At 69.0% G+C, this 25881-nt stretch carries 20 protein-coding genes, 1 tRNA gene and 1 other RNA gene; 9 read left to right on the forward strand and 13 right to left on the reverse strand.

The annotated features are described in order from the left end of the window. Positions 1-60: 60 nt before the first annotated feature. The 3 genes from ACI2K6_RS03105 (at position 61) to sucB (ending at position 4704) form a co-directional block, all read left to right on the forward strand. Positions 61-1527: a leucyl aminopeptidase gene (locus ACI2K6_RS03105; protein ID WP_274177684.1), complete on the forward strand. Its 1467-nt coding sequence runs from the start codon at positions 61-63 to the stop codon at positions 1525-1527. Next, positions 1524-2894 carry a dihydrolipoyl dehydrogenase gene (gene lpdA / locus ACI2K6_RS03110; RefSeq protein ID WP_404568066.1) on the forward strand — a complete coding sequence of 457 codons (1371 nt, stop codon included), beginning with the start codon at positions 1524-1526 and terminating at the stop codon, positions 2892-2894. The genes ACI2K6_RS03105 and lpdA overlap by 4 nt, the downstream gene beginning before the upstream one ends. A 64-nt stretch (positions 2895-2958) precedes the next feature. Further along, a complete protein-coding gene (gene sucB / locus ACI2K6_RS03115; protein ID WP_404568067.1) occupies positions 2959-4704 on the forward strand; it encodes a 2-oxoglutarate dehydrogenase, E2 component, dihydrolipoamide succinyltransferase in 1746 nt (581 codons plus the stop codon). Between the two features lie 17 nt (positions 4705-4721). Here the strand turns inward: sucB and ACI2K6_RS03120 are convergent, their stop codons facing one another. Continuing rightward, positions 4722-6080 carry a hypothetical protein gene (locus ACI2K6_RS03120; RefSeq protein ID WP_282502409.1) on the reverse strand — a complete coding sequence of 453 codons (1359 nt, stop codon included), beginning with the start codon at positions 6078-6080 and terminating at the stop codon, positions 4722-4724. Positions 6081-6200: 120 nt separating this feature from the next. Between ACI2K6_RS03120 and ACI2K6_RS03125 the strand changes: the two genes are divergently transcribed. After that, positions 6201-6911: a DUF4191 domain-containing protein gene (locus ACI2K6_RS03125; RefSeq protein WP_112614144.1), complete on the forward strand. Its 711-nt coding sequence runs from the start codon at positions 6201-6203 to the stop codon at positions 6909-6911. Positions 6912-6938: 27 nt separating this feature from the next. Here the strand turns inward: ACI2K6_RS03125 and ACI2K6_RS03130 are convergent, their stop codons facing one another. Beyond that, positions 6939-7373 (reverse strand): RDD family protein, encoded by a 435-nt coding sequence (locus tag ACI2K6_RS03130; RefSeq protein ID WP_240309658.1) that lies wholly within the window; start codon positions 7371-7373, stop codon positions 6939-6941. A 134-nt stretch (positions 7374-7507) separates the two neighbouring features. Here ACI2K6_RS03130 and glnA (ACI2K6_RS03135) point away from each other — a divergent pair, with 134 nt between their 5' ends. Then, positions 7508-8932 (forward strand): type I glutamate--ammonia ligase, encoded by a 1425-nt coding sequence (glnA, locus tag ACI2K6_RS03135; protein WP_023951345.1) that lies wholly within the window; start codon positions 7508-7510, stop codon positions 8930-8932. Positions 8933-9132: 200 nt separating this feature from the next. Here the strand turns inward: glnA (ACI2K6_RS03135) and ACI2K6_RS03140 are convergent, their stop codons facing one another. After that, a complete protein-coding gene (locus ACI2K6_RS03140; RefSeq protein ID WP_404568068.1) occupies positions 9133-9789 on the reverse strand; it encodes an esterase/lipase family protein in 657 nt (218 codons plus the stop codon). An 11-nt stretch (positions 9790-9800) separates the two neighbouring features. Then, positions 9801-10598: an alpha/beta fold hydrolase gene (locus ACI2K6_RS03145; RefSeq protein ID WP_404568069.1), complete on the reverse strand. Its 798-nt coding sequence runs from the start codon at positions 10596-10598 to the stop codon at positions 9801-9803. Between the two features lie 98 nt (positions 10599-10696). Here ACI2K6_RS03145 and ACI2K6_RS03150 point away from each other — a divergent pair, with 98 nt between their 5' ends. After that, a complete protein-coding gene (locus ACI2K6_RS03150) occupies positions 10697-10849 on the forward strand; it encodes a hypothetical protein (RefSeq protein ID WP_269266545.1) in 153 nt (50 codons plus the stop codon). Positions 10850-10852: 3 nt separating this feature from the next. Here ACI2K6_RS03150 and ACI2K6_RS03155 read toward each other — a convergent pair whose 3' ends face one another. From ACI2K6_RS03155 to ACI2K6_RS03170, 4 genes are read right to left on the reverse strand one after another with little or no spacing between them, the layout of a single operon-like run. After that, positions 10853-11755 carry a DUF808 domain-containing protein gene (locus ACI2K6_RS03155; RefSeq protein ID WP_269266546.1) on the reverse strand — a complete coding sequence of 301 codons (903 nt, stop codon included), beginning with the start codon at positions 11753-11755 and terminating at the stop codon, positions 10853-10855. 8 nt (positions 11756-11763) lie between these two features. Next, positions 11764-14754, reverse strand: a complete 2991-nt coding sequence (locus tag ACI2K6_RS03160) for a bifunctional [glutamine synthetase] adenylyltransferase/[glutamine synthetase]-adenylyl-L-tyrosine phosphorylase (protein WP_404568070.1) — start codon at positions 14752-14754, stop codon at positions 11764-11766. A gap of 4 nt (positions 14755-14758) precedes the next feature. Then, a complete protein-coding gene (glnA, locus tag ACI2K6_RS03165; protein ID WP_064956796.1) occupies positions 14759-16096 on the reverse strand; it encodes a type I glutamate--ammonia ligase in 1338 nt (445 codons plus the stop codon). Positions 16097-16129: 33 nt separating this feature from the next. After that, positions 16130-16351 carry an SPOR domain-containing protein gene (locus tag ACI2K6_RS03170; RefSeq protein WP_404568071.1) on the reverse strand — a complete coding sequence of 74 codons (222 nt, stop codon included), beginning with the start codon at positions 16349-16351 and terminating at the stop codon, positions 16130-16132. Positions 16352-16429: 78 nt separating this feature from the next. Between ACI2K6_RS03170 and ppgK the strand changes: the two genes are divergently transcribed. Next, positions 16430-17254 carry a polyphosphate--glucose phosphotransferase gene (gene ppgK / locus ACI2K6_RS03175; RefSeq protein ID WP_114587857.1) on the forward strand — a complete coding sequence of 275 codons (825 nt, stop codon included), beginning with the start codon at positions 16430-16432 and terminating at the stop codon, positions 17252-17254. Positions 17255-17558: 304 nt separating this feature from the next. Here the strand turns inward: ppgK and ACI2K6_RS03180 are convergent, their stop codons facing one another. The 5 genes from ACI2K6_RS03180 to ACI2K6_RS03200 form a co-directional block, all read right to left on the reverse strand. After that, positions 17559-18599 (reverse strand): HNH endonuclease, encoded by a 1041-nt coding sequence (locus ACI2K6_RS03180; protein WP_274177677.1) that lies wholly within the window; start codon positions 18597-18599, stop codon positions 17559-17561. Positions 18600-18791: 192 nt separating this feature from the next. After that, positions 18792-19150, reverse strand: an RNA gene (gene rnpB / locus ACI2K6_RS03185) — RNase P RNA component class A. 42 nt (positions 19151-19192) lie between these two features. Next, complete coding sequence (locus tag ACI2K6_RS03190; RefSeq protein WP_404568072.1) at positions 19193-20881, reverse strand: bifunctional 3'-5' exonuclease/DNA polymerase; 1689 nt, start codon at positions 20879-20881, stop codon at positions 19193-19195. Between the two features lie 7 nt (positions 20882-20888). Next, a complete protein-coding gene (locus ACI2K6_RS03195) occupies positions 20889-21620 on the reverse strand; it encodes a zinc ribbon domain-containing protein (RefSeq protein ID WP_112614118.1) in 732 nt (243 codons plus the stop codon). A 1-nt stretch (position 21621) separates the two neighbouring features. Further along, positions 21622-21695, reverse strand: a tRNA-Val gene (locus ACI2K6_RS03200). Positions 21696-21832: 137 nt separating this feature from the next. Between ACI2K6_RS03200 and aceE the strand changes: the two genes are divergently transcribed. Together aceE and ACI2K6_RS03210 are read left to right on the forward strand one after the other, a co-directional pair. Then, entirely contained in the window at positions 21833-24562 is a 2730-nt protein-coding gene (gene aceE / locus ACI2K6_RS03205) for a pyruvate dehydrogenase (acetyl-transferring), homodimeric type (RefSeq protein WP_114587859.1), read from the forward strand. Between the two features lie 7 nt (positions 24563-24569). Further along, positions 24570-25772, forward strand: a complete 1203-nt coding sequence (locus ACI2K6_RS03210; RefSeq protein ID WP_112614114.1) for a CdaR family transcriptional regulator — start codon at positions 24570-24572, stop codon at positions 25770-25772. Positions 25773-25881 lie beyond the last annotated feature (109 nt).

A 25881-nucleotide genomic window follows, 5' to 3' on the forward strand; every position in this document is an offset into this window, starting at 1 on the left:
AGGCGGCTCACCCCCTCGCTGTCAGCGAACGCCCGCGGCGCGCGAACCTAGGATGGGAGGATGCCGTTCCCCGAGATCGCGCACAGCAGCGCGCCCGTCACCGAATCCGACGCCGACGCTCTCGTCCTCGTTCTGCCACCGCTCGATGAGCAGGCCGACGTCGCCGACTGGCCGGGCATCACCGAGATGCTGACCGCCGTCGGGTTCACCGGCGCGCGAGGATCGGTCCATCGCGTCTTCCTGCCGGCCGTGTCGTCGACCCCCGTGGTCGTCGTCGGATCGGGAACCGATCCCGACGCCGCCGCGCTGCGCGACGCCGTCGGCACGGCAGTTCGCGTCACGACAGGTTTCGCCTCGCTCGCCGTGGCCGCGCCGCTCGCGGCGGCGGATGCGTGGGGCGCTCTCGCGGAGGGTGCCGCCATCGGCGGGTACCGCTTCGCCGGGTACAAGGGCGGCACGCCGAAATCGCGCGCGGAACGGGTCACGATCCACTCGTCGGCTGAGCCGTCCGCCGAGGACGTCGCGGCCGTCAACGCTCTGGGTCGGGCGCTCGCGCTGGTGAAGGACCTGGTCAGCACGCCCGCCGAGTGGCTGTCGCCCGCAGACCTCGCGGAGCGCGCGATCGAGGCCGTCGCGGGGCTCCCCGTCGAGGTCGAAGTCCTCGACGAGAGCGAGCTCGAACGTCAGGGCTTCGGTGGGGTGCTCGGCGTCGGGCAGGGCTCCGACCGCCCGCCCCGCGTCGTTCGCATCGACTACTCCCCCGCGGACGCCGCACGTCACGTGGCACTGGTGGGCAAGGGCATCACCTTCGACACGGGAGGCCTCTCGCTCAAGCCCCCGGCGAGTATGGTCGGCATGAAGTACGACATGGCCGGTGCCGCGACGGTGCTGGCGGTCGTCCAGGCGGCCGCGGCGCTCGCCCTTCCGGTGCGCGTCTCGGCATGGCTCTGCGTCGCCGACAACATGCCCTCGGGGCGCGCGACGCGCCCGGGCGACGTGCTCCGCATGCTCGACGGCACGACCGTCGAGGTTCTGAACACCGACGCCGAGGGGCGCCTCGTCCTCGCCGACGGCATCGTCGCTGCCAGCCGAACGCGGCCGGACGCGATCGTCGACGTCGCGACTCTGACCGGGGCGATCATCGTCGCCCTCGGCAACCGGCACACCGGTGTCATGGGAGACGAGGCCGCCGTCGCCGACTATCTGGCGGCGGCCGAGCGGGCGGGCGAGGACGCATGGCACCTGCCGCTCCCCGCTCACATGGAGGACGAGCTCGACTCGCCGATCGCCGACATGCAGAACGCGAAGATCGGCGACCCCTCGGGCGGCTCCCTCTTCGCGGGCCTCTTCCTCCAGCGCTTCGTCGGGCGTACGGGTGACGATGACGACGCTCCTCGGATCCCCTGGATCCACCTCGACATCGCCGGGTCGGGTACGACGAAGGCCGCCTTCGGCGGCACCGACAAGGGCCCGACCGCGGCGACCGTCCGCTCGCTCGTCGAGTACCTCCGGGGTCCGCAGCGATGACCGATCACAGCGTCGATCTGGTGATCCTCGGCGGTGGCAGCGGCGGTTACGCGACCGCACTGCGCGCCGCGGAACTCGGCTCATCAGTCGTGCTCATCGAGAAGGACAAGCTCGGCGGAACGTGCCTGCACCGCGGCTGCATCCCCACCAAGGCGCTCCTGCACTCCGCAGAGGTCGCCGACAGCATCCGCGGCTCGGAGCACGTCGGCGTGCGCGCCACGCTCGAGGGAATCGACATCGCTGGTGTCCACGCATATCGCGAGGGCATCGTGGCCAAGAAGCACAAAGGCCTCGAGGGCCTGATCGCGGCACGGAAGATCACCGTCGTGCACGGCGAGGGCACACTCGAGGCGGACGGCGGCGTGACCGTCGGCGACGACCGTTACCGCGGCACGGATGTCGTGCTGGCCACCGGCTCGTACAGCCGATCGCTGCCCGGACTCGAGCTCGACGATCGGATCATCACGAGCGAGGGCGCCCTGGCACTCGGCACGGTGCCGCGGCATGCCATCATCCTCGGCGGCGGCGTCATCGGAGTCGAGTTCGCCAGCATCTGGCGATCCTTCGGCGCCGAGGTGACGATCATCGAGGCTCTCGACCGGCTGCTGCCCGCTGAGGATGCCGCCATGAGCAAGGCCGTCGAGCGCGCGTTCCGCAAGCGCGGGATCAGCGCTCGCACCGGAGTGCGCTTCGCCGGCGCCGAGAGCCGAGCGGACGGCGTCCGGGTGTCGCTCGAAGACGGCACCGAGCTCGAGGCCGACGTCCTGCTGGTCGCCGTCGGCCGCGGCCCCGCGACGGCCGGTCTCGGTCTCGAAGAGGCCGGAGTCGAGCTCGATCGCGGCTTCGTCCGCGTCGACGAGCGGCTGCGCACGACGCGCGACCGGGTGTGGGCCGTCGGCGACATCGTCCAGGGCCTGCAGCTCGCTCACCGCAGCTTCCAGCAGGGCATCTTCGTGGCCGAGGAGATCGCGGGCCTGCGCCCGACCGTCATCCCCGACAGCCTCGTGCCGCGCGTCACCTACAGCAGCCCGGAGGTCGCATCCGTCGGGCTGACGGAGGAGCAGGCCCGTGCCGAGCACGGTGACGCGATCGTGGTGCGCGAGTACAACCTCGCCGGAAACGGCAAGAGCGAGATCCTGGGGACGGCGGGCCTGGTCAAGGTCGTTCGACGACTCGATGGCCCCATCGTCGGGGTGCACCTCGCCGGCGATCGCGTCGGGGAGCTCATCACCGAGGGCCAGCTCGCGGTGGGCTGGGAAGCCCATCCCGAGGACATCGCACCTTTCATCCACGCCCATCCGACGCAGAGCGAAGCTCTCGGAGAAGCATTCCTGGCGCTGGCGGGCAAACCGCTGCACGCGCTCTGACCGGTCGACCGATGCAGATCAGTAAGCTAGAAGGACATCGGCATTTCTTGAAGGAGACAGATTCATGAGCACTTCCGTGGTCCTCCCCGCGCTCGGAGAGAGCGTCACCGAGGGAACGGTGACCCGCTGGCTCAAGAAGGTCGGTGACACCATCCAGGAAGACGAGGGTCTTCTCGAGATCTCCACCGACAAGGTGGACACCGAGATTCCGTCGCCCGTGAGCGGCGTCATCGAAGAGATCCTCGTGCAGGAGGACGAGACCGTCGAGGTCGGCGCCGTTCTGGCGAAGATCGGTGACGGTTCGGGCGCGCCCGCAAGCGACGCACCGTCCGAACAGGCTCCGGCTGAGGAGGCTCCCGCTCCCGCGGAGGAGGCTCCTGCCGCCGAGGCACCCGCCGCACCCCAGCAGGCCGCTCCCGCTCCGGCAGCATCCGGCGACGCGAAGGATGTCGTGCTCCCCGAGCTCGGCGAGAGCGTGACCGAGGGCACCGTCACCCGTTGGCTCAAGCAGATCGGCGACGACGTCGCGGTCGACGAGCCGCTTCTCGAGATCTCCACCGACAAGGTCGACACCGAGATCCCCGCGCCTTTCGCCGGCACGCTCGTCGAGATCCTCGTCCAGGAGGACGAGACCGTCGAGGTCGGCTCGGCACTCGCGCGCATCGGCTCGGGTGCTCCCGCCCCGGCCGCGGAAGCGCCCGCCGCCCCCGAGCCCGCCGCAGCGCCCGAGCCCGCAGCTGAGAAGCCCGCCGCGCCGGCCGAGGCCCCCGCGCAGGAATCGGCGCCCGCTCCGGCTCAGCAGGCCGCTCCGGCTCAGCAGGCAGCTTCCGCTCCGCAGGCTGCTCCGGCGGCTCCGGCGGCTCCGGCCGCTGAAGCAGCGTCCGCCTCCGACAACGACGGCGTCACCTACGTCACGCCGCTCGTGCGTCGCCTCGCCCAGCAGCAGGGCGTCGATCTGTCGTCGATCAAGGGCAGCGGCGTCGGCGGTCGCATCCGCAAGGAAGACGTCCTCAAGGCCGCGGAAGCAGCATCGGCCCAGCCCGCCGCCGCATCCGCGGAGGCTCCCGCCTCCCCCGCGCAGGTCGAGGTCTCGGAGCTGCGCGGAACGCGCGCGCCGATGTCGCGCTTGCGCAAGGTGCTCGCCAAGCGCGCCGTCGAGTCGATGCAGCAGACCGCTCAGCTGACGACCGTCGTCGAGGTGGACGTCACCAAGCTGTCCGCGTTCCGCGACAAGGTGAAGGTCGACTTCAACGAGAAGACCGGCGCGAAGCTGTCGTTCCTGCCTTTCTTCGCCCTCGCTGCAGCCGAGGCGCTGCAGACCTTCCCGATCGTCAACTCGACGGTCGACGGCGAAGAGATCGTCTACCCCGCCACCGAGAACATCTCGATCGCGGTCGACACCGAGCGCGGGTTGCTCACGCCCGTGCTGCGCGACGCAGGCTCGAAGAACCTGGCCCAGATCGCTCAGGACATCGCAGACCTCGCCGCACGCACGCGTGACAACAAGCTGAAGCCCGATGAGCTCGCAGGCGGAACGTTCACCATCACCAACACCGGATCGCGCGGCGCGCTCTTCGACACCCCGGTGGTGTTCCTGCCGCAGTCGGCGATCCTCGGCACCGGCATCGTCTACAAGCGCCCCGGCGTCGTGACTGTGGACGGCAAGGACGCGATCTCGGTGCGCTCGTACGTATACCTCGCGCTCTCGTACGACCACCGCACCATCGACGGCGCCGACGCAGCTCGATTCCTGAGCGCGATGAAGGCACGCCTCGAGGGCGCCCAGTTCGAGGGGAACCTCGGCTACTGACCAGCTGAGCACCCACCTCACGGCTGGTCCGCGACGTCATACACGTCGCGGACCAGCCGTTTGTCGTCACGCCGAACCAGCACGACGACTTGCGCAGGCAGCGTCCCGGATGGGTCGTCGACGCGAACCACCTCGACTCCGCCCAGATCATCCAGGAGGGCCACCTCTCGGGGGCCGGCGGACGTCGCGACGCCTTCCGGGAGCGCCGCATCCGGACGCTCCAGGATCGCCGCACGGCATTGCTCATCCTCCTCCCGCCAGCATCGCGCGAGTTCGTCGATGGCGCTCCCGACCGGGTCGGCCTCCTCGTCGCCTTCGGGCGCGCCGGAGACCGGCGCAGGAGCCTCCTCGGCGGCGGGGACCGGCGCGGCCGACGTCTCCTGTGCTGCGTCATGCCTCGGCGTCGGGCGCATGATCGAGTCTTCGGGCACGTCTCGGGCCGAGGCGGATCCGTTGTCGCTCTCGCCACCCTCCGGCCACAGCAGACCCACCACGAGCGTCGTGGCGACCGCAGCGAGCGCGACCATCGGGACGCGTCGCCGCCCGGTCGCGGTTCCCCCGCTCTTGTCGTCGGCCTCGGCGCCATGGCCTCGCCGCCGGGCCGGGAGCCGGTCGGACACGCGTCGGACTGCGGCGCGCACCGAGCTGAGAACATCGGTCAGGCGCTCGACGACCTCGCCGTCGACGAGCCCGGCGGCAGCATCCCGTGCCAGCGGAGCCAGGCCCGGCCGGGCGCCGGGATGGCCAGCGGCGTCGTGCTCGCGAACGTTGCGCGCGGACGGAGATGACGCCGACACCGACACCGCGAACGGCTCCGGGGTCGCCATCGCGAAGAGGTCGTCCTCGAGGCCGGGCACCGTGAAAGGCAGCGTGACCCGGTCGCTCAGCGCCTCGTCGAGTCGGTCACGGATCCGCCGGGGCAGCACGGCGTCCGCGATCCGGTCGAGCACCAGCCGCGACGAGAGTTCCCATGCGCGGTCTCCGCTCGGCACGAGCACGGGTCGTCCCTGGGTCGTCGACCACCACTCCCCCTCATGACAGTCCGATTCCGCCGCTTCGGCCGCCCCTCGGAGGACGCTGACCGCAAGTGTCACCGCCTGGCCGGGCGTGAGGTCGAACGGCTGCTCACCACCGCACAGGCGTGTGTCGAGCAGCGGCAGAATCGCCACGGTCGTCCCCGCGATCCGGTCCACGTCCTCGACGGCGAGCAGGTGACCGTCCGGCCGCGCCGCCCACGCCGGACGCGGCACGTCCGCCGCAGAGACTCGGTACACCGCGCCGTCGGACGTCGCCAGGATCTCCCCGGCGAAAGGCACCTCCGGAGGCGCGACGCGGCGTAACGGAGTGGTGACGTCGAGATTGCCCGTTCGGATCATGGCCCCAGTCTCGCGATGGCGCCCGGCGCGCCTGCGACCTTCCGGTGCCGATGTGCACAGTGATCGCGCGACGGTGCCTGTGCAGGCGGAACGGGGCGGCCGAAAAGGTAGGCTGTGAGCATGTCGTCCCGCAGCACCGCACCCGAGAAGCGCCCCGGATTCTTCTCCCAGCTCCGCTCCCTCTTCACCTTCACGAAGGAGTACTACAGCTGGTTGCCGTGGCTGCTCATCGGCATCGTGGTCGTCGGCATCGGTCTCGGCGTCCTCGTGGGCTTCCTCATCCCGCCGGGAGCGATCTGGAGCATCATCCTGTGGGGCGTCACGGGTCTGCTCTTCGGCATCCTCGGCGCCATGATCACCATGACGCGACTGGCGACCCGGGCGATGTACAAGCGCATCGACGGGATGCCGGGAGCGACGGGGCACATCATCTCGACCAACCTCGGCCGAAAGTGGCAGGCTTCGGAGATGCCCGTCGGCGTGAACCCGAAGACTCAGGAAGCGGTCTACCGGGCCGTCGGCCGTGGCGGTGTCGTCATCATCGGCGAGGGTGCCCGCGGACGTCTGACGCGACTGATCAACGACGAGCGCAGCAAGGTCAAGCGCGTGGCCTCGGGTGTGCCGATCCACGTGCTGTACGTCGGCCACGGCGAGGACGAGGTCCCCATCGCCAAGCTCGCCCCCACCATCAAGGCGCTGCCGAAGGCGATCGACCGCACGACGATGGCAGCCGTCATCAAGCGCATCGAGTCCGTCTCGCAGTCGGTCACCTCGCTGCCGATCCCGAAGGGCGTCGACCCGATGAAGGCCCGCGCCCAGCGACCCCGCTGAGCTCCACCCGGCCCGAGGCTGGCGGGATCAGGCCCGGACGAGGATCGTGCCGGCCGCCTTGTCGTGGAGGCCCCGCTGGTCGGGATCGAACACGACGGCGGGGATGACGAGGACGAGGAGCAGCGTCCGGATGATCGGACGCCAGAGGCCCGTCCAGCCGCCGTGCAGGAGCTCGAGGCGCAGGCCCACGATGCGGTGACCCGGGCTGCCCCCGATGAGCGGGATGAAGATGACCTGGAGCGCGGCGAAGACGGTGATCGGCGCGAACTGCGTCACTCCCGCCTCGCCCGGAAGGGCGAACTGGTTGAAACCGAGGAACGCGGTCGCGAGCAGCGTGGCCGCGGCGTAGTCGATCACCAGCGCCGCGAGCCGCCGTCCCAGGCGGCCGACGCTGCCGGGGCCGTACTCGGGACGCCCCAACCGCTCGCCGGGATAGGTGTTCTCGCGCAGGGGTTCGGGCACTCCACCAGCCTAAACGGGGGCCGGCCGCGTAACATCCCGGAAACATCCGAGATACTGCCGGGCAACTGGATGCCGATAGGTTCGAAGAGGTCTGGATGACTCCAGGCTGTTCCTCACCCGATCTTGGAGACTCCATGTTCAAAGATTCTTCCGAGGTGCTCAAGTTCATCCAGGACGAGGACGTCAAGTTCCTCGACATCCGTTTCACGGACCTCCCTGGCGTGCAGCAGCACTTCAACATCCCGGCCTCGACCGTCGACGAGGAGTTCTTCACGGTCGGTCAGCTGTTCGACGGCTCGTCCATTCGCGGCTTCGCGAACATCCACGAGTCGGACATGCAGCTGATCCCGGACGTCTCGACGGCCTACGTCGACCCGTTCCGTGAGGCGAAGACGCTGATCATGATCTTCGACATCTACAACCCGCGCAACGGCGAGATCTACGCGAAAGACCCGCGCCAGGTCGCGAAGAAGGCCGAGAAGTACCTCGCTTCGACCGGTATCGCCGACACCGCGTTCTTCGCCCCCGAGGCGGAGTTCTACATCTTCGACGACGTCCGCTACGAAGTGAAGCAGAACTCGAGCTTCTACTCCGTCGACTCCGAAGAGGGCGCCTGGAACACCGGCCGCGTCGAAGAGGGCGGCAACCTCGCCAACAAGACCGCGTACAAGGGCGGCTACTTCCCCGTCTCGCCCGTCGACAAGACCGCCGACCTGCGCGACGACATCTCGCTCAAGCTCATCGAGTCGGGCCTCGTGCTCGAGCGCGCCCACCACGAGGTCGGCACCGGTGGACAGCAGGAGATCAACTACCGCTTCGACACCATGGTGCACTCGGCGGACGACATCCTGAAGTTCAAGTACATCGTCAAGAACACCGCCGAGATGTGGGGCAAGGTCGCGACCTTCATGCCCAAGCCCCTCTTCGGTGACAACGGCTCGGGCATGCACACCCACCAGTCGCTGTGGCTGAACGGCGAGCCCCTCTTCTACGACGAGAAGGGCTACGGCGGGCTCTCCGACATCGCGCGCTGGTACATCGGCGGCTTGCTCAAGCACGCTCCCGCGGTCCTGGCGTTCACCAACCCGACGCTCAACTCGTACAAGCGTCTCGTCAAGGGCTACGAGGCTCCGGTCAACCTGGTCTACTCGGCCGGCAACCGTTCGGCGGCCGTCCGCATCCCGATCACGGGCACCAACCCCAAGGCCAAGCGCATCGAGTTCCGCGCCCCGGACGCCTCGGGCAACCCGTACCTCGCCTTCGCCGCTCAGATGATGGCCGGCCTCGACGGCATCAAGAACCGCATCGAGCCGCACGAGCCGGTCGACAAGGACCTCTACGAGCTGCCGCCCGAGGAGGCCAAGAACATCCCGCAGGTTCCGAACTCGCTGCTCGACTCCCTCGAGGCGCTGCGCAACGACCACGAGTTCCTGCTGGCCGGCGGCGTCTTCACGCCCGAGCTGATCGAGACCTGGATCGAGTACAAGATCGAGAACGAGATCCAGCCGATCAACGCGCGTCCTCACCCCTACGAGTACGAGCTGTACTTCGGCGTCTGACGCACCAGCCGTGACGAGCCCCGTCGCCCGCTCTCCGAGCCGGGCGGCGGGGCTCAATCATTTCCCGGTACGAAGGCGTCGCTCCGAGCCGGCGACCTGCTCACCCCGGGCTTCCCATCGAACTACCGCCCGGAGCCCACCGACGGAAGCGCATCGATCGGATGGCGGCGGAACACGCCGAGATCATCAACTGACGAGCGTCACTCGGCCAGCCGCACGACCTCGGCGATGACCCGCGGGTGCGCGAGGATGCGGAAATGTCCTCCAGTCTCCAGCCGGACGTTGCGGGCGCCGTCGAGCTCGCTTCCACCCGGAATGTGAGGGTCGAATTCGCCGTAGACCGACACGATGTGCGGGTTGGGTGCGACTTCGCGCGCCAGCGCCAGAATCCCAGGCGCAGTCGGCGAGAACGCACGCAGCGTCGGCACGAGCATGAGCCGGCCGTAGACCGATCCGGCGAACGGACTCGCGACGGCGACCATCCCCCGGACCCGACCGCCGACGGCGGCATCCGCCATGACCTGCTTGCCGACGAGGCCGCCCTTGCTGTGCGCGACGATCACGACGTCGTCGAGATCGTGCTGCTGCAGGTACTCCGCGACGTGGCGCGCGGCACGCGGCACCGGCCAGCGGTTCCGCCCCAACGCGGCGATCACATGAACCGGATGCCCGCGGTCGTGCAGCTCGGTGATCAGGGGCTGCATGAAGCGCCACGTCTCGTAGACGCCGGGCAGCACCACGATGGGCGTGCCATCCCCCGACCCGAAGTCGCCGGGATCCGTCCGCGAGAAGAAGGCGCGAGCCTGCCAGACGACGGCGTAGGCGTAGTCCGCGATCCACCACGCGGCATTCCTCACGGGGCGGAAGATCACGGGCCCTCTCCCGGGTCCCTCGACGCGGCCATCGCGAGGATGCCGCGGGCGACAGGTTCCGCCGCGGTGCGCTCGACGTGGTGGCCCTTACCCGGTACGACGAGGACGCTGCCTCGTGCCGTTCGGGCGGCGAGGCGCTCGACCCACGCGTCCCCCGCGATCGGGTCGCGGCCGCCGCGTACGAGAAGCGTCGGCACATTCAGCTGCGCCACGCGCTCCTCGATGGGATAGGCGAGCATGTGCCGGACCTGCGCGAAGAACCAGCGGGGGCCGGTTCGGAAGTAGTCGAGCGTGACGCGGGCGTTCACCCGGGGCGGCTCGAGCAGTCCATCGCGGGACAGTGCCAGGGCCTGCGCGCCGAGCGTGCGGTGGTGATCATCGACGACCGGGCCGATCAGGGCGAGCCCACTCACCAGATCCGGATGCCGCGACGCCGTCTCCACCGCCCACTGCACCCCCATCGAGTGCCCGACGAGCACAACGGGTCCCGCGAGCACGCGACCCAGCACCTCCGCCAGCGCATCCGACATGGCGGCGACCGGCACATTCCGACGCGGCGCCGGCAGGCCCGCGAAGCCGGGCAGATCAACGCTGTGCACCGATGCGCTCCGCGCGAGCAGCGGGTGCAGCCGGAGGAACGAGCGGTGCGACATCCCCACCCCGTGGAGAAGCACGATGTTCGGAGGCGACGCTTCGGTGGCGGAGCTCCAGACGCGGAACGCGAGCCCGTCGACGGAGATCCGCCGGGGCGACCATCCGACACGCCCCGGGCGAGGCAGCGTCGAGGTCGTCATCACCTCGTCAGGCTATGAGAGCCGGGAACCGAGTGCAGGCGGCTTGACTTCGTGTCAACCACCGTGACCGGATGCCGACGCCGCGGTGGACTGCCGTCATGACCGATGCATCCCGTGACCAGCAGCCCATCGCCGACCCCGCCGCGCAGGACACCGATCGCGACGACACCTCGATCGTGCCCGATCTCGACACCGACCCCGTCGAGGCGGAGCAGAACCGGATTCCGAACGCCGAGCGCGGCGAGCGCTGACGCTCAATGCGTGCCGGCGCCTCCGGCATGCTGCGGTTCGCTGTGCCGGAGGCGCCGGATCACCGTGAGCACACCGACGATCACGAGCCCGACGAGCAGCCCGGCGATTGCCGACACGGCCGTCTCGCCGATCCAGACGACCACACCGCCCGCGGCTTCGAGCAGGTGCTCCACCCCGTGCAGCAGGTCGAGGGTGAAGGCCACTCCCACCTCGCCGAGGTTCGCAAGCACGAGGTGACCGCCCACCCACAGCATCGCGACGGTGCCCACGACGCTGATCACGCGGAACACAGCGGGCATCGACCGGACGATACGCATGCCGGTGTGCCGGACGCGAGATGACGGGTTCTTCGCCATCCGCAGGCCGATGTCGTCGATCTTCACTAGGAGCGCGACCGCTCCGTAGACGATTCCCGTCATGAGCAGGGCGATCACGGCCAGGACAGCGAGGGTCTGCCAGATGCCCATCCCCTCGTCGAGGTTCGAGAGCGAGATGAGCATGATCTCGGCTGAGAGGATGAGGTCGGTGCGGACAGCGCCGAGCACGAGCTTCTTCTCGTCGCGCGGGCCGTCGTCCTCCGCCCCGTGGTGCACCCCGAACCACTCCAGCACCTTCTCGGCTCCCTCGTAGCAGAGGAACATTCCACCGAGGATGAGAAGGAAGGGCAGCACAGCCGGCGCGAACGCGGTCAGCAACAGCGCGACCGGAATGATGATGAGGAACTTGTTCGCGATCGAGCCGAGCGCGATCTTCCCCACGACCGGCAGTTCCCGAGCGGGCGTGATCCCCTGCACGTACTGGGGCGTCACCGCGGCATCGTCGATCACGACACCCGCCGACTTCGCGGAGGCGCGCAGCGCCGCGCTCAGGATGTCGTCGACGACAGCCAGCAGACCAACCGACATGTTTCCCCTTAGCCGTAGAAGAGCTTCTCGAACACGCGGCGGGCTTGACGCGCAGCGCGCATCCAATCCTCCTCCACGATGGTCGCCGATCGCGCCGGATACTCCAGCAAACGACCGATTCCGTCCAGTCGGCCACGATCGGTCGGCAGGACGTCGCTCGTCTGTCCCGACAGCAGGGTGTTCGCCGAGCGCAGCCGACTCGCCAGCCGCCATGCCGCAGCGAGCTTCTCCGCGGCATCCCGCGGGATGAGGTCGGCCTTTACTGCCGCCTCGAGTGCGGCGATCGTCGAGGTCGTGCGCAGGCCCGCTACGCGGTGCGCGTGCTCGAGCTGGATGAGCTGCACGAGCCATTCGACATCGCTCAGGCCCCCCGGACCAAGCTTGAGGTGCCGGGAGCGGTCCTGCCCCTGGGGCAGTCGCTCGCTCTCGACGCGCGCCTTGATACGCCGGATCTCGCGGAGGCCCTGAGGGTCGGGGGCCACCGGATAACGCAGGTAGTCGGCGAGGGTGAGGAAGCGATCGATGAGCGTCACACTGCCCGCGACGCCCCGAGCGCGCAGAAGTGCCTGCGCCTCCCACGACAGCGACCAGCGCCGGTAGTACTCCGCGTACGACTCCAGCGAGCGCACGAGTGGACCGTTGCGGCCTTCGGGGCGCAGGCCCGCGTCGAGCTCGAGCGGCAGACGGTGATCCTCGGAGTATCGGCGCACGCCGTGAACGAGCTGGAGGGCAAGCTCCTGAGCCCGCTGCGCCGGCACCCCGTTCGCGTCGAAGACGTAGATGATGTCGGCGTCCGATCCGAACCCGAGCTCGGCACCGCCGAAACGCCCCATCGCGATGACCGAGAAGTCGAGGCGGTCGTCCTCTGGCGGCACCACCTCGCGCCGCACGGCGCGCAGTGTCGCCTGAATGGTGACCTCCGTAATGGTGGTCAGGCCTTCGGCAAGCTCTTCGATCGACAGCTCGCCGACGACGGCCGCCATCGCCAGGCGCAGCAGCTCACGCCTCCGGAGGGCGCGAACCGCCGACATCGCGTCATCGATCGAGGCGTGTCGGGTCTGGATCGCGCGCGCCTCCTCCTGCAGCACGAATCCGGGTCGCGGCCGGAGCTGATCAGCCGAGTCGAGCCAGGCGATCGACTCGGGGATCCACTCCATCAGTTCGCCCACGTAGCGCGAGCCCGAGAGCAGGCGGGTGAGACGCTCGGCGGCGCCCGCCGAGTCGCGCAGCATCCGAAGGAACCACGGCGTGTTCCCCAGCCGTTCGCTGACGCGGCGGAACGCGAGCAGTCCGTAGTCCGGATCGACGCCATCGGCGAACCAGCGGATCATGACCGGCATGAGGTGTCGCTGGATGACGGCCTTGCGGCTGAGGCCGCTCGTCAGGGCGCCGATGTGCCGCAGCGCGCCCGCGGGATCACGGAACCCGATCGCGGCGAGACGGGCCTTCGCCGCGTCGGGCGAGAGCGTGTGCTCATCGGCGGGCAGCGCCGCGACGGCCGAGAGGAGCGGCCGGTAGAACAGCCGCACGTGGATCTCACGCACCTCGCGCTTGATCTCCTCCCACACCGCGACGACCCGGTCGCCGCCGTCGCCGATGCGCGACGAGCGCGCGAGCGTTCGCAGCGCCGCCCCGTCCTCGGGCATGAGATGGGTCCGGCGCAGCTCGCGCAGCTGCAGCCTGTGCTCCATGACACGCAGACGCCGGTAGTCGAATGCGAAGCGTGACGCGTCCTCGCGTCCGATGTACCCCTCCGACACGAGCGCGTCGAGGGCGTCCAGAGTCGACCGTTCCCGGATGCGGTCATCGGAGGCGCCGTGCACGAGTTGCAGCAGCTGGACGGTGAACTCGACATCGCGGATGCCGCCCGGTCCGAGCTTGAGCTGCCGCGCGACCTCGCCCGGTGGGATGTGGTCGGTCACCCGCTCGCGCATCTTCTGCACGCTCTCGACGAAGTTCTCGCGAGCCGCGCTCGCCCACACCATCGGCTGGACAGCGTCGACGTACTGCTCCCCCAGCTCCGGGTCACCGGCGAGCGGCCGCGCCTTGAGCAGAGCCTGGAACTCCCAGCTCTTCGCCCAGCGGTCGTAGTAGGCGACGTGCGACTCGAGGGTGCGCACGAGTGCCCCCTGCTTCCCCTCGGGCCGCAGGTTCGGGTCGACCTCCCACAGGGGCGGCTCGACCTCCACCTCCGAGATGCCGCGCATCGTCTGAATCGCCAGTCTCGTCGCGATCTCGACGGCCTGCGACTCCGAGACGACGGCTTCGTCGGCTGATCCGCCGACGAAGATGACGTCGACGTCGCTGACGTAGTTCAGCTCACGCGCCCCGGACTTGCCCATCCCGATGATCGCGAGGCGCGTCGCGGCGACGGCGTCGCGCTCGGAACGCGCCGCGCCGGGGACGCCGGCGACGAGCCTGCTGCGCGCGACGGCGAGAGACGCCTCGAGGGCGGCACCGGCAGCGTCGGCGAGGGCCGCAGCGACCGCGTGCAGGATGATCGTCGGGTCGGATGCCGCGAGGTCGAACCGTGCGATGCGCGCCAGCATCCGGCGGTATCGCACCCGCAGCGCGACCCAGGCCTCGTCACCCCAGGAGGCCGCGAAGCCGTCCTCGGCGCCGACGGCATCCAGCATCTGCGCGCTCAGCTCGTCGCGTGTGGGAAGTCCGTCGCCGTCGGAGGCGAGATCGGCGAGCTCCTCGGGATGCCGCAGGTAGAAGTCGGCCAGCCCGAGCGACGCGCCGAGCACCGACCACACCGCCGCAGGCCGCCGTCGCAGCGTGTCGGTGACGATCTCGGCATCCCGGCGGGCGATGCGCAGCAGCGCCGCCACCGCTCCGTCGGGGTCCGCCGCCAGCTCCGCCGATCCGACGAGCTCCTCGCGCTCGATGCCGGTCAGCTCGGCGAGCTCGGCGAGGTCGGCATCCGCGCGCGCGAGGTCATCGAAGCCCGCCCGGGCCAGCCCCGTCAGCCCGGTCGAACGAGGTGACCGGGTCATGGCCTCAGAGCATCTCCAGGTTGCTCTTGAGCTCGAACGGCGTCACCTGGGCGCGGTAGTTCTGCCACTCGCGACGCTTGTTCAACAGCACGTAGTTGAACACCTGCTCGCCGAGCGTCTCGGCGACGAGCTCGGACTCCTCCATGTACTCGAGAGCGTGATCGAGGCTCGCGGGAAGCGGCGCGTAACCGAGGGCCCGACGCTCCGAATCGGTGAGCGACCAGACGTTGTCCTCGGCCTCGGCGGGAAGCTCGTAGCCCTCTTCGATGCCCTTCAGTCCCGCTGCGAGCAGCAGTGCGTAGGCAAGGTACGGGTTGGCAGCCGAGTCGAGCGCACGATACTCCACGCGGGACGACTGGCTCTTGTTCGGCTTGTACATGGGCACGCGCACGAGCGCCGAGCGGTTGTTGTGACCCCACGTGATGAAGCTGGGGGCCTCGTCGCCGCCCCACAGACGCTTGTACGAGTTCACGAACTGGTTGGTGACCGCCGAGATCTCGTTGGCGTGACGGAGGAGACCGGCGATGAACTGTCGACCGGTCTGCGAGAGCTGGTACTGCGCACCCTCTTCGTAGAACGCGTTCACGTCGCCCTCGAAGAGCGACATGTGGGTGTGCATACCGCTGCCCGGGTGGCCGCTGAGGGGCTTCGGCATGAAGGTCGCGTAGACACCCTGCTCGATCGCCACTTCCTTGATGACGGTCCGGAAGGTCATGATGTTGTCGGCCGTCGCGAGGGCGTCGGCGTAGCGCAGGTCGATCTCGTTCTGGCCCGGGCCGCCCTCGTGGTGGCTGTACTCGACCGAGATGCCGAGGTCTTCCAGCATCCGCACCGAGCGCCGGCGGAAGTCATGCGCCGTGCCGCCGGGGACGTTGTCGAAGTAGCCGGCGGAGTCGACCGGCTCGGGACCGTCGGGCCCGTACGACGACGACTTCAGCAGGTAGAACTCGATCTCGGGGTGCGTGTAGAACGTGAACCCGGCGTCCGCGGCCTTCGCGAGGGTCCGCTTGAGCACGTTGCGCGGGTCGGCGACGGCGGGCTGGCCGTCCGGCGTCGTGATGTCGCAGAACATCCGAGCGGTGGGGTCGATCTCGCCGCGCCAGGGCAGGAGCTGGAACGTCGTCGGGTCGGGGTGCGCGAGCAGGTCCGACTCGTAGCTTCGGGTCAGTCCCTCGATGGCCGAGCCATCGAAGCCCAGGCCCTCCGCGAAAGCACCCTCGACCTCTGCCGGGGCGATCGCGACCGACTTCAGGGTGCCGATCACATCGGTGAACCAGAGCCGCACGAATTTGACGCCGCGCTCCTCGATCGTTCGCAGTACGAAGTCCCGCTGCTTGTCCATCGCGTCCTCTCCGAGACAGGGTCGGATCCCAGACTACTGGCGGCGAGCGCCCTCCGACGGCGGCGTGCCCCAGTCGTCCTCCCGAGCCTCATCCTCGCGCCATGCCTGCGCACGTTGCGCGATGATCTGCGGAGCCCGCGCTGCTTCCTCGGCGGAGGCGAAAGGGCCGGCACGATCGGCGCCCGGCGACTGCTTGCCGTGCTCCACCTCGTGCGTCGTGAGGTTGTACCAGTACTCGTCGTGGCTCTCGGGCATGGTCGCTCCAGACTGCGCCTGCGGTGGCGCTCAGCCCGAGCCTAATCCGACCGGCTCGCGCTCGATAGGCTGAGCCGTATGAGTGCGAGTGCGACGCGGGCCGTCGGAGTGGACATCGGCGGAACCGGCATCAAGGGAGCCGTCGTCGACCTGTCGACGGGCGAGCTCCTGACCGATCGGATCAAGGTCGCCACGCCCCACGGGGCAGAGCCCGAAGACGTCCTCGATGCCGTCAAGGTCGTGCTCGACCGACTGGAGGTGACCGACGCGGGCGACGTGCCGCTCGGCGTGGCCTTCCCCGCGATCGTGAAGAACGGCCGCACCCTCTCGGCGGCCAACGTCGCAGACACCTGGATCGATTTCGAAGCCGAGAGCTTCTTCGAGAAGGGCCTCGGCCGTCAGATCCACTTCGCCAATGACGCGGATGTCGCCGGCGTCGCCGAGCTGCGTTACGGCGCCGCGCGCGACCAGGATGGGCTCGTCATCCTGACGACGCTCGGCACCGGCATCGGCTCGGCCATGATCTACAACGGCGTGCTCATCCCGAACTCCGAGCTCGGGCACGTGCACCGGGCGAAACACGGCAAGGATGCCGAGGCCTGGGCCGCGTACTCGGCGATGGAGCGCGACGAGCTCGACTGGCCCGAGTGGGCCGAGCGCCTGCAGTGGTACTACAGCCACATCGAGTTCCTCTTCTCCCCCGATCTCTTCGTCGTGGGCGGTGGAGTGTCCAAGCATGCCGACAAGTTCCTGCCGCTGCTCGACCTGAAGACGCCGATCGTGCCCGCCGTCCACCGCAACAACGCCGGCATCATCGGCGCAGCGGCCCTCGCGCTCGCGGGCGAACGCCCCGGTGTCCTCGACGAGACGACAGAAGACCTCGCCGGCACGACCGCCCACTGACCCCGCACGGCGAGGTCTCGCCGGCAGCTGCGGCTTCGGGCGCACTTCCGCGCATCCCGCGCGCTTCAAGCCGCGCCTGATGCGCGGAAGTGCGCCTGACGTGAAGCGGGGTTAGGCGAATGGGCCGGCCTGTACGCCGGGCTCTGTGGCCGGGCATAACGGCCCTGCGCCCACGCTGTAGCTGAGCGTTCGTCACGCTGTGCGCGTCCCCGGGAGCAGAAATCGGACGATGCGACACCACCGAGCGACGATACGCCGAGCGGAAGAGACCTACGCGCTCAGCCGTGACCGCGGGGGTGCGAGATCAGGAGGCGATGAGCTTGTTTGACTTAGAACGGTTGCAACGCCAACAGAGCGTCTGCAGGTTCTCCTCAACCGTCATCCCGCCGCGCGACACAGGGACGATGTGGTCGACTTCCAGGAGGAGATTCGGTTCGACCCGAACGGACGCGCCACAGCTCTTGCATGCCCATCCGTCGCGATCCTTGATGTAGGCGCGGAGCCTGGCAGTCATCAGCGCCCGCTGCCCCGCGGCAGACTTCCGGAACCTGATCGACTGAGCGAGGAACTCGACCATCGCGTCGATCGCCGGAGTGTCCAACTTCACCGTGGTGCGCTGGGAGCTGTTGCCGCCAGCGCTCACATACTCGAATCGGTACTCCGGGTAGGGAACGGACACAGGCGACAACTTGACGCCGACCTGCGACATGAACTCGTCCGCGAAGTACCTCATGATGAACGGAGGCGGGCTAACTACGCCCACGATCTGCGACTCGCGGGCCCGAAGGTTTGCTACTGCCGCTTCGAGGCTCGCGATACTCTCCCCCAGCGTCTCGACGTCGGCGAGCGTGTCCTCGTCTGCTTTAATGTCAAAGTACTTAGTTACGTACTTGATCGGGTTGCTCGCGGCGTTTCTTACCAACTGCAGCGAGCAGTTGTGCACGTTACTCGCCGCGTACTCCGCGACATTGCGGTCCCGTCGATAGTTGTGGGCGCTGGTGTTCTCAAACGTGGCGAGGTGCGCGTGCCGCCCCGTTCCCGTGGCGCCGACCTCAAAGGACCCGCGATCCCGAATCTCGGCGACGTACTGGGTGACCTCGTTGTGTTCATAAGTGAGCGCCGCTATCTCCGCCTTATGCGCAGCGAAATCCTCACTGGCGAAGTACCTACGCTTGCGCATCTCGCGAACAATGCTCGGCGTTTTCCAAGCAATCACCGCGATGATCGCCGCGGGAATCGCGAGGTACCAGAAGTTCACTAGCAAAGAGATGATCAAGACGATCGCGAAAAATATGATGACGTACTGCACCTTAAGGCTCCCCCCAAGCTCAGGTATTGCGCTCATTTAGCATAGCCGCTAAATCGCGCTGCCTAGCATCGATGATTCCACCCACACTGAGATTCAGGTCCCAGGTTCGCGCTTCTCGATAGCGAGGATAGGACGCACTCAGGAAGCATGGCGCTGCCTCGCGGCATCCGCACTCGCGCCTGATGCGGGGAAGTGCGTCTAACGCGGGCGCGGGTCGAGGCGGTTAGGCGAATGGGCCGGCCTGTACGCCGGGTTCTGTCCGGGGGCGTGAGCCCCGTGGACGGCCATCTCTCTCGGCGACACGTTGCCGTGCCGCTCCAGCGGTCTACCCGGGGACTCGGCGGACCGCGTCAACATCCCCTGTCTGACCTTGCTCCGGACGAGGTTTACCGTGCGAGTCGTGTCACCACGACCCCGGTGGTCTCTTACACCACCCTTTCACCCTTACCGGCGCGGACGCCGGCGGTCTGCTTTCTGTGGCACTGTCTCGCGGATCACTCCGGGTGGGCGTTACCCACCGTCCTGTCCTGTGGAGCCCGGACGTTCCTCGGTGCGGTTGCCCGCCACGCGACCGTCCAGCCGACCCATTCGCCCGTCGAGTCTACCGGCGGGCCCACCCACGCCCGTCGTCAGCTCTTGTCGGCGGATGCCGCGATGCGCACGTCCAGCAGAAAGTCGAGGGGGAACGAGCCGAAGAGCAGTCGTCCTGCCGCGTCTGCGGCCTCGCGGACGGCTGCCGCGGCGGACTCGGCGTGCTCGACGGGGGTGTGCACGATGATCTCGTCGTGGAGGAAGAACGCGAGGTGCGCGCGCCCCGTGACGGGGTGGTCTCCGACGCTCGGAAAAGCCGCGAGGCGCTGCCGGAGGTCGGCGAGCCAGGCGAGCGCCCATTCGGCCGCCGTCCCCTGAACGACGAAGTTTCGGGTGAAGCGGCCGCGCTCGCGCGCCCGTGATCGCGCGAGCGTCTTGATGGCATCGGATGCCTCGGGCTCGGCGGCATCCGCGTGGAGCTCGCGCCACGCCGCGGACGGCGCCGGGCTGGTGCGACCGAGCAGCGTGCGCACCGAGCCGCCCTCCTCTCCCACGCGCGCCGCGTCATCGACGAGGGCCATCGCGCGCGGGTACGCGCGGCGCAACGACGGCACCAGCCGCCCGCTGTCTCCGGTCGTCGCGCCGTACATCGCGCCGAGCAGCGCCATCTTCGCCTCCTGACGCGAGGGCACGGTGCCGCGGGCGACGATGCCCTCGTAGAGGTCGCGCCCCCGCGCGGCATCGGCGAGGGCGAGGTCGCCGGACATCGCCGCGAGGATGCGCGGCTCGAGCTGAGCGACGTCCGCGACCACCAGCTGCCATCCGGGGTCGGCTCGCACCGCGGGGCGCAGCATCCGCGGCAGCTGCAGCGCTCCCCCGCCGGACGACGCCCAGCGGCCCGTGACGACCCCTCCCGGCACGTAGACCGGACGGAACCGGTCGGTCGGGATCCATTCGTCCATCCACGCCCAGCCATTGGCGCTCAACAGCCGCATCGCGCGCTTGTAGGCCAGAAGCGGCTCGATGACCGGGTGCTCGTGACGTCGGAGCTCCCACTTGCTCGTCGACTCGACGAGCACACCCACCCGGTGCAGCGAGCGCAGCAGGCGCGGCTGCGAGTCGAGGCTCGCGGTCGGGTCGCCGAGCGCCTTCCGCACCCGGTCGGCCAAGTCGCGCACGAGGCTCGGAAGCTCACCCGGTCGCGGACGGGGGCCCAGCGCGTCCGCGAGGATCGCGTCGTGCACCTCGCGACTCCACGGGACACCGGCGCCATGCAGTTCGACCGCGACGAGCGCTCCGGCGGACTCCGCGGCCGTCAGCAGCCGCAGACGACCGGGGTCGGTCGCGCTCTCGATCGCCCGGGCCTGACGCGCGAACTCCGCCAGCGTCGCGTCGAGGTCATGCGGAAGGGCGTCGGCAGCCGGCTCGAGCGAGAAGAGGACGTCGCGGTCAGACACCGGGTCTTCGGGCGCGGCGTCCCAGGAGGTCGCGGCCCGCAGCTGTGCCGGTTCCGTGACGAGCGAGCTATCACGGAGGATCGCATGGCACAGGCGCAGGTCGTGACACCGCGCCACCCGGACGCCGGCGGCCAGGATGTCGTGGTACCAGGCCGTGGTGTCGGACCAGATCCACCGCGCATCGGGGTCGGCTGCGATCTCACCCGCCAGCTCGCCGGCGGCGACACGGCCGCGCTCGATCACCGCGCCGGCGGCATCCACCACCGCGATGTCGACGTCTCCGTCATTGCGGCGTCCCACCGCGCGCCACCGGGCGCGCGGTGTGGTCATCGACGGGTCACAGACCGGATTCGTCGGTGCGGACGAGGATGCAGCCGCACTCGGGGCACGTCACGACCTCGTCGGCGGCAGCCTGCCCGATCGCCTTGAGGTCGGTTCCGGAGAGCTCCATGTGGCACCCGCCGCACGTGCGGCGCTGCAGGAGGCCGGCGCCCGGCGTCCGCTCGGCGAGCGACTCGTAGCGTGCCAGGAGATCCGCGGGCACCTTGGCCGCGACCGCCGCGCGGTCACGGGTGGCCGCGTCGAGACGGGCCTGGGCGTCCGCGACGGCGGCCTTACCCTCGGCGCTCAACCGCCCGCCTTCGGCATTGACCTCGGCGATCAGGGCCTGCTGTGCGGAGACCGCGGTTTCCGCGGCCTCGAGGCGCTCCATGGCTTCGAGCTGCGCGTCTTCCAGCTCGCTCTTACGGCGGGCGAGCGAAGCGATCTCGTGCTCGAGGCCCTGGGCGTCCTTCGGGTTCGAGGTCGCCGCGAGTCGATCGGCATCGCGAGCCGCTCGAGCGTCGACGACAGCGACGTCCGATGCGATGCGCTTGAGCTCGGCCTCGATGTCGTCGCGATTGCCGAGCAGGCCGGTCAGCTCGACGGAGAGCTCCTGACGGCGTGCGAGCAGCTCGTTGACACGCGCCGCCTGAGCCGGATTGCGCTTCGCGGCCTCCGCTCCGCGCGCCTGCGCGTCGAGGCGGGCGATGTCCAGCAGCAGCAGCTGATCTGCGGGGGTGGCTTTCATGTGGGCCCAGAGAGACTCGAACTCCCGACTCCCTCGGTGTAAACGAGGTGCTCTAACCAACTGAGCTATAGGCCCCTGCTCTCAGTGTACGAGAGCGCCGACCCCTCCGAGCGTGAGTAGGCTGTCGTGCGGTGCTTGTGCGCGCCCGACAATGCCCGCGCCCTGCCCGTGGTGATTACCTGGCACGATCTGCCATACGAGAAAGGTCGCCCGTGACTGTCAACGATCAAGACCCCTACTCCCAGGACGCCCTGGACAGCGACCCGGAAGAGACCGGTGAATGGCAGGAGTCGCTGCGCCAGCTGGTCGATGCGAAGGGCTCGGGTCGCGGTCGCGAGATCATGCTGAGCCTGCTCCAGGCCTCGCACGAGCTGCAGCTCAACGTCCCGCAGGTGCCGGTGACGGACTACATCAACACCATCGCGCCCGAGAACGAGCCGGAGTTCCCCGGTGATGAAGAGCTCGAGCGTCGCTACCGTCGCTGGATCCGCTGGAACGCCGCGGTCACCGTGCACCGCGCCCAGCGTCCCGGCATCGGTGTGGGCGGACACATCTCCACCTACGCGTCGTCGGCCTCGCTCTACGAAGTCGGCTTCAACCACTTCTTCCGCGGTCCCGACCACCCGTCCGGCGGCGACCAGATCTTCATCCAGGGCCACGCCTCACCCGGCATCTACGCCCGCTCGTACCTCGAGGGACGCCTCAGCGAGAGCCAGCTCGACGGCTTCCGCCAGGAGGCTTCGAAGGCGCCCGACGGCATCCCGTCGTACCCGCACCCCCGTCTGATGCCGGACTACTGGCAGTTCCCGACGGTCTCGATGGGTCTCGGTCCGATCAACGCCATCTACCAGGCGATGAACAACAAGTACCTCACCAACCGCGGCATCAAGGACCTGTCCGACTCGCACGTCTGGGCCTTCCTCGGCGACGGCGAGATGGACGAGGTCGAGAGCCGCGGTCAGCTGCAGGTCGCAGCCAACGAGGGACTCGACAACCTCACGTTCGTCATCAACTGCAACCTCCAGCGTCTCGACGGCCCGGTCCGTGGAAACGGCAAGATCGTCCAGGAGCTCGAGGCGTACTTCCGCGGCGCGGGCTGGAACGTCATCAAGGTCGTCTGGGGACGCGGCTGGGACGAGCTGCTGTCGCAGGATGACGAGGGCGCCCTCGTCCGCCTGATGAACACCACCCCCGACGGCGACTTCCAGACCTACCGCGCCGAGGACGGCGCGTTCATCCGCGAGCACTTCTTCGGGCGCGACGAGCGCACGGCGGCGCTCGTGAAGGACTGGTCGGACGACGACATCTGGGGCAAGCTCCGCCGCGGCGGTCTCGACTACCAGAAGGTCTACGCCGCCTACAAGCAGGCGATGGAGCACAAGGGCCAGCCGACCGTCATCCTCGCGAAGACGATCAAGGGCTATGGTCTCGGTCACCACTTCGAGGGTCGCAACGCGACCCACCAGATGAAGAAGATGACGCTCGAGAACCTCAAGCACTTCCGCGACTCGATGCGCATCCCGATCACCGACGCGCAGCTCGAGGAGAACCCGTACCTCCCGCCGTACTACCACCCGGGCGCCGAGGACGAGACGATCCGCTACATGCTCGAGCGTCGCCGTGAGCTCGGCGGTTTCCTGCCGCAGCGTCGCACGAAGCACGCGCCGCTGACGCTGCCCGGCGACGAGTCGTACGCGCTGCCGAAGAAGGGCTCGGGCACGCAGGAGATCGCCACCACCATGGCGTTCGTCCGACTGCTCAAGGACCTGCTGCGTGCGAAGGACTTCGGCCACCGCATCGTGCCGATCATCCCCGATGAGGCGCGCACGTTCGGCATGGACGCGTACTTCCCGACCGCGAAGATCTACAACCCGCACGGGCAGAACTACACCTCGGTCGACCGCGAGCTGCTGCTCGCGTACAAGGAGAGCCCGCAGGGTCAGATCCTCCACGTCGGCATCAACGAGGCCGGCGCCGTCGCGGCGTTCACCGCGATCGGAACCTCGTACGCCACCCACGGCGAGCCGCTCATCCCCGTCTACGTCTTCTACTCGATGTTCGGATTCCAGCGCACCGGCGACGCGCAGTGGGCCGCGGGCGACCAGATGGCCCGCGGGTTCATCATGGGCGCGACGGCCGGCCGCACGACCCTGACCGGCGAGGGCCTGCAGCACGCTGACGGCCACTCGCACCTGCTCGCTTCGACCAACCCCGCCACTGTGTCGTACGACCCGGCCTACGGGTACGAGATCGCCCACATCGTGCGTTCGGGTCTCGAGCGCATGTACGGCGGGAACCACCCCGACCCGAACGTCATGTACTACATCACGCTCTACAACGAGCCGCTGGTGCAGCCGAAGGAGCCTGAGGATGTCGACGTCGACGGCATCATCCGCGGCATCCACCGCGTGAGCGTCGGCGAGGGCGACGGGCCGCGCGCGCAGCTGCTCGCGTCGGGCGTCGGCGTGCCGTGGGCCTACGAGGCGCAGAAGCTCCTCAAGGACGACTGGGGTGTGATCGCCGACGTCTGGTCGGTCACGAGCTGGACCGAGCTGCGTCGTGACGGTCTCGCCGTCGACGAGCACAACTTCCTGCACCCGACCGACGAGCCCCGCACGGCCTTCGTCACGCAGAAGCTCAACGACTCCGAGGGCCCGGTCGTCGCGGTCAGCGACTTCATGCACGCCGTGCAGGACCAGATCCGGCCGTGGGTGCCGCGTCGCTTCGCGACGCTGGGCGCGGAGGGCTTCGGCTTCTCCGACACCCGCCCGGCCGCTCGACGGTTCTTCAAGATCGACGGGCCGTCGATCGTGGTGCGGACGCTCCAGGCTCTGGCCGAGGACGGCGTCGTGGACCGCGGTCTGTCGGCGCAGGCGATCGAGCGCTACCGTCTGCACGACGTGACGGCGGGCACGAGCGGAAACGCGGGCGGCGAGAGCTGACCCTTCGGTGACCGACGACAGCTCGAAGGCGGAGACACTCGCGTGGCTCCGCCGGATCTCGGGTGATCTGGCCACAGCCACGATCAATCGGCTCGAGGAGACGCTGCCCTGGTACGCCGAGATGCCGCCTGCGCGCCGGTCCTCCGTAGGACTGGTCGCGCAGGCGGGCATCACCTCGTTCATCCAGTGGTACGAGGATCCGACCTCGACCCCGCGCATCGCGGCCGACATCTTCGCCGCGGCTCCGCGCGAGCTGTTGCGCAGCGTCAGCCTGACGCAGACCCTGCAGCTCGTGCGGGTGACCGTCGAAGTCACCGAGGAACGGGTGGCGCACCGCGGCGACGATGTCCGCGAGGCGATCCTGAAGTACTCGCGTGACGTCGCTTTCGCAGCGGCAGACGTGTACGCGCGCGCCGCCGAGGCGCGCGGGTTGTGGGATGCCCGCCTCGAGGCGCTCGTCGTCGATTCCATCCTCACGGGTGAGACCGACGAGGAGCTTCCGAGCCGGATCGCCGCGCTCGGCTGGCACGGGCACGGTGCGGTCGCCGTCCTCGTCGGCACCGCTCCCCCGCAGTTCGACGTCGACCAGCTGCGCCGTGCCGCGCGCAAGATGGGCGTCGACGTCCTCGTCGGCGTTCAGGGCCTTCGCCTGGTGATCGTGATCGGGCGTGCCGACCTACCAGGCCGGGCGGAGCCGGTGCCCGAGCTGACCTTCCTCGAGATAGCGGCGAGACTCGAGCCCGGTTTCGGCCCCGGTCACCTGGTGCTCGGCCCCACCGTGCCCGCCCTGGTCGATGCGAGCCAGAGCGCTCGCGCGGCTCTCGCCGGCTTCGCGGTCGCGAGTGCCTGGCGTCATGCGCCGCGACCCGTCGAGGCCGACGATCTGCTTCCCGAGCGCGCGCTGGCCGGCGATCCCGTCGCCAAGGCAACTCTGGTCGAACGGATCTATCGTCCGCTGCTCGCCCACTCTGCGGACCTCGTCGCTACCCTGTGGAGCTACCTCGACAACGGTCGTTCCCTCGAAGCGACGGCCCGCGAGCTCTTCGTGCATCCGAACACCGTCCGGTACCGGCTGAAGCGCGTGTCGGACGTCATCGGCTGGGACGCGACCGGGCCCCGTGAGGCGCTCATCCTGCAGACTGCGCTCATCCTGGGCTCTATCGGCAATGACCTCACGAGACGACGCGCGCCGCAGTCGCGCCGGAGCTGACGAGGCCGCGCCTCCGTCGGACGCTCCTCATGACCCGTCGACTGTACGGTCGACACAAAGGTTCGCCGCATTGTTGTGCGATCGTCGCCAGCGGTCGACCGACTGAACT

It is taken from the genome of Microbacterium sp. NPDC006705 (genome assembly GCF_044903545.1).
In the GTDB taxonomy this organism is placed as follows: Bacteria; Actinomycetota; Actinomycetes; order Actinomycetales; family Microbacteriaceae; genus Microbacterium; species Microbacterium plantarum.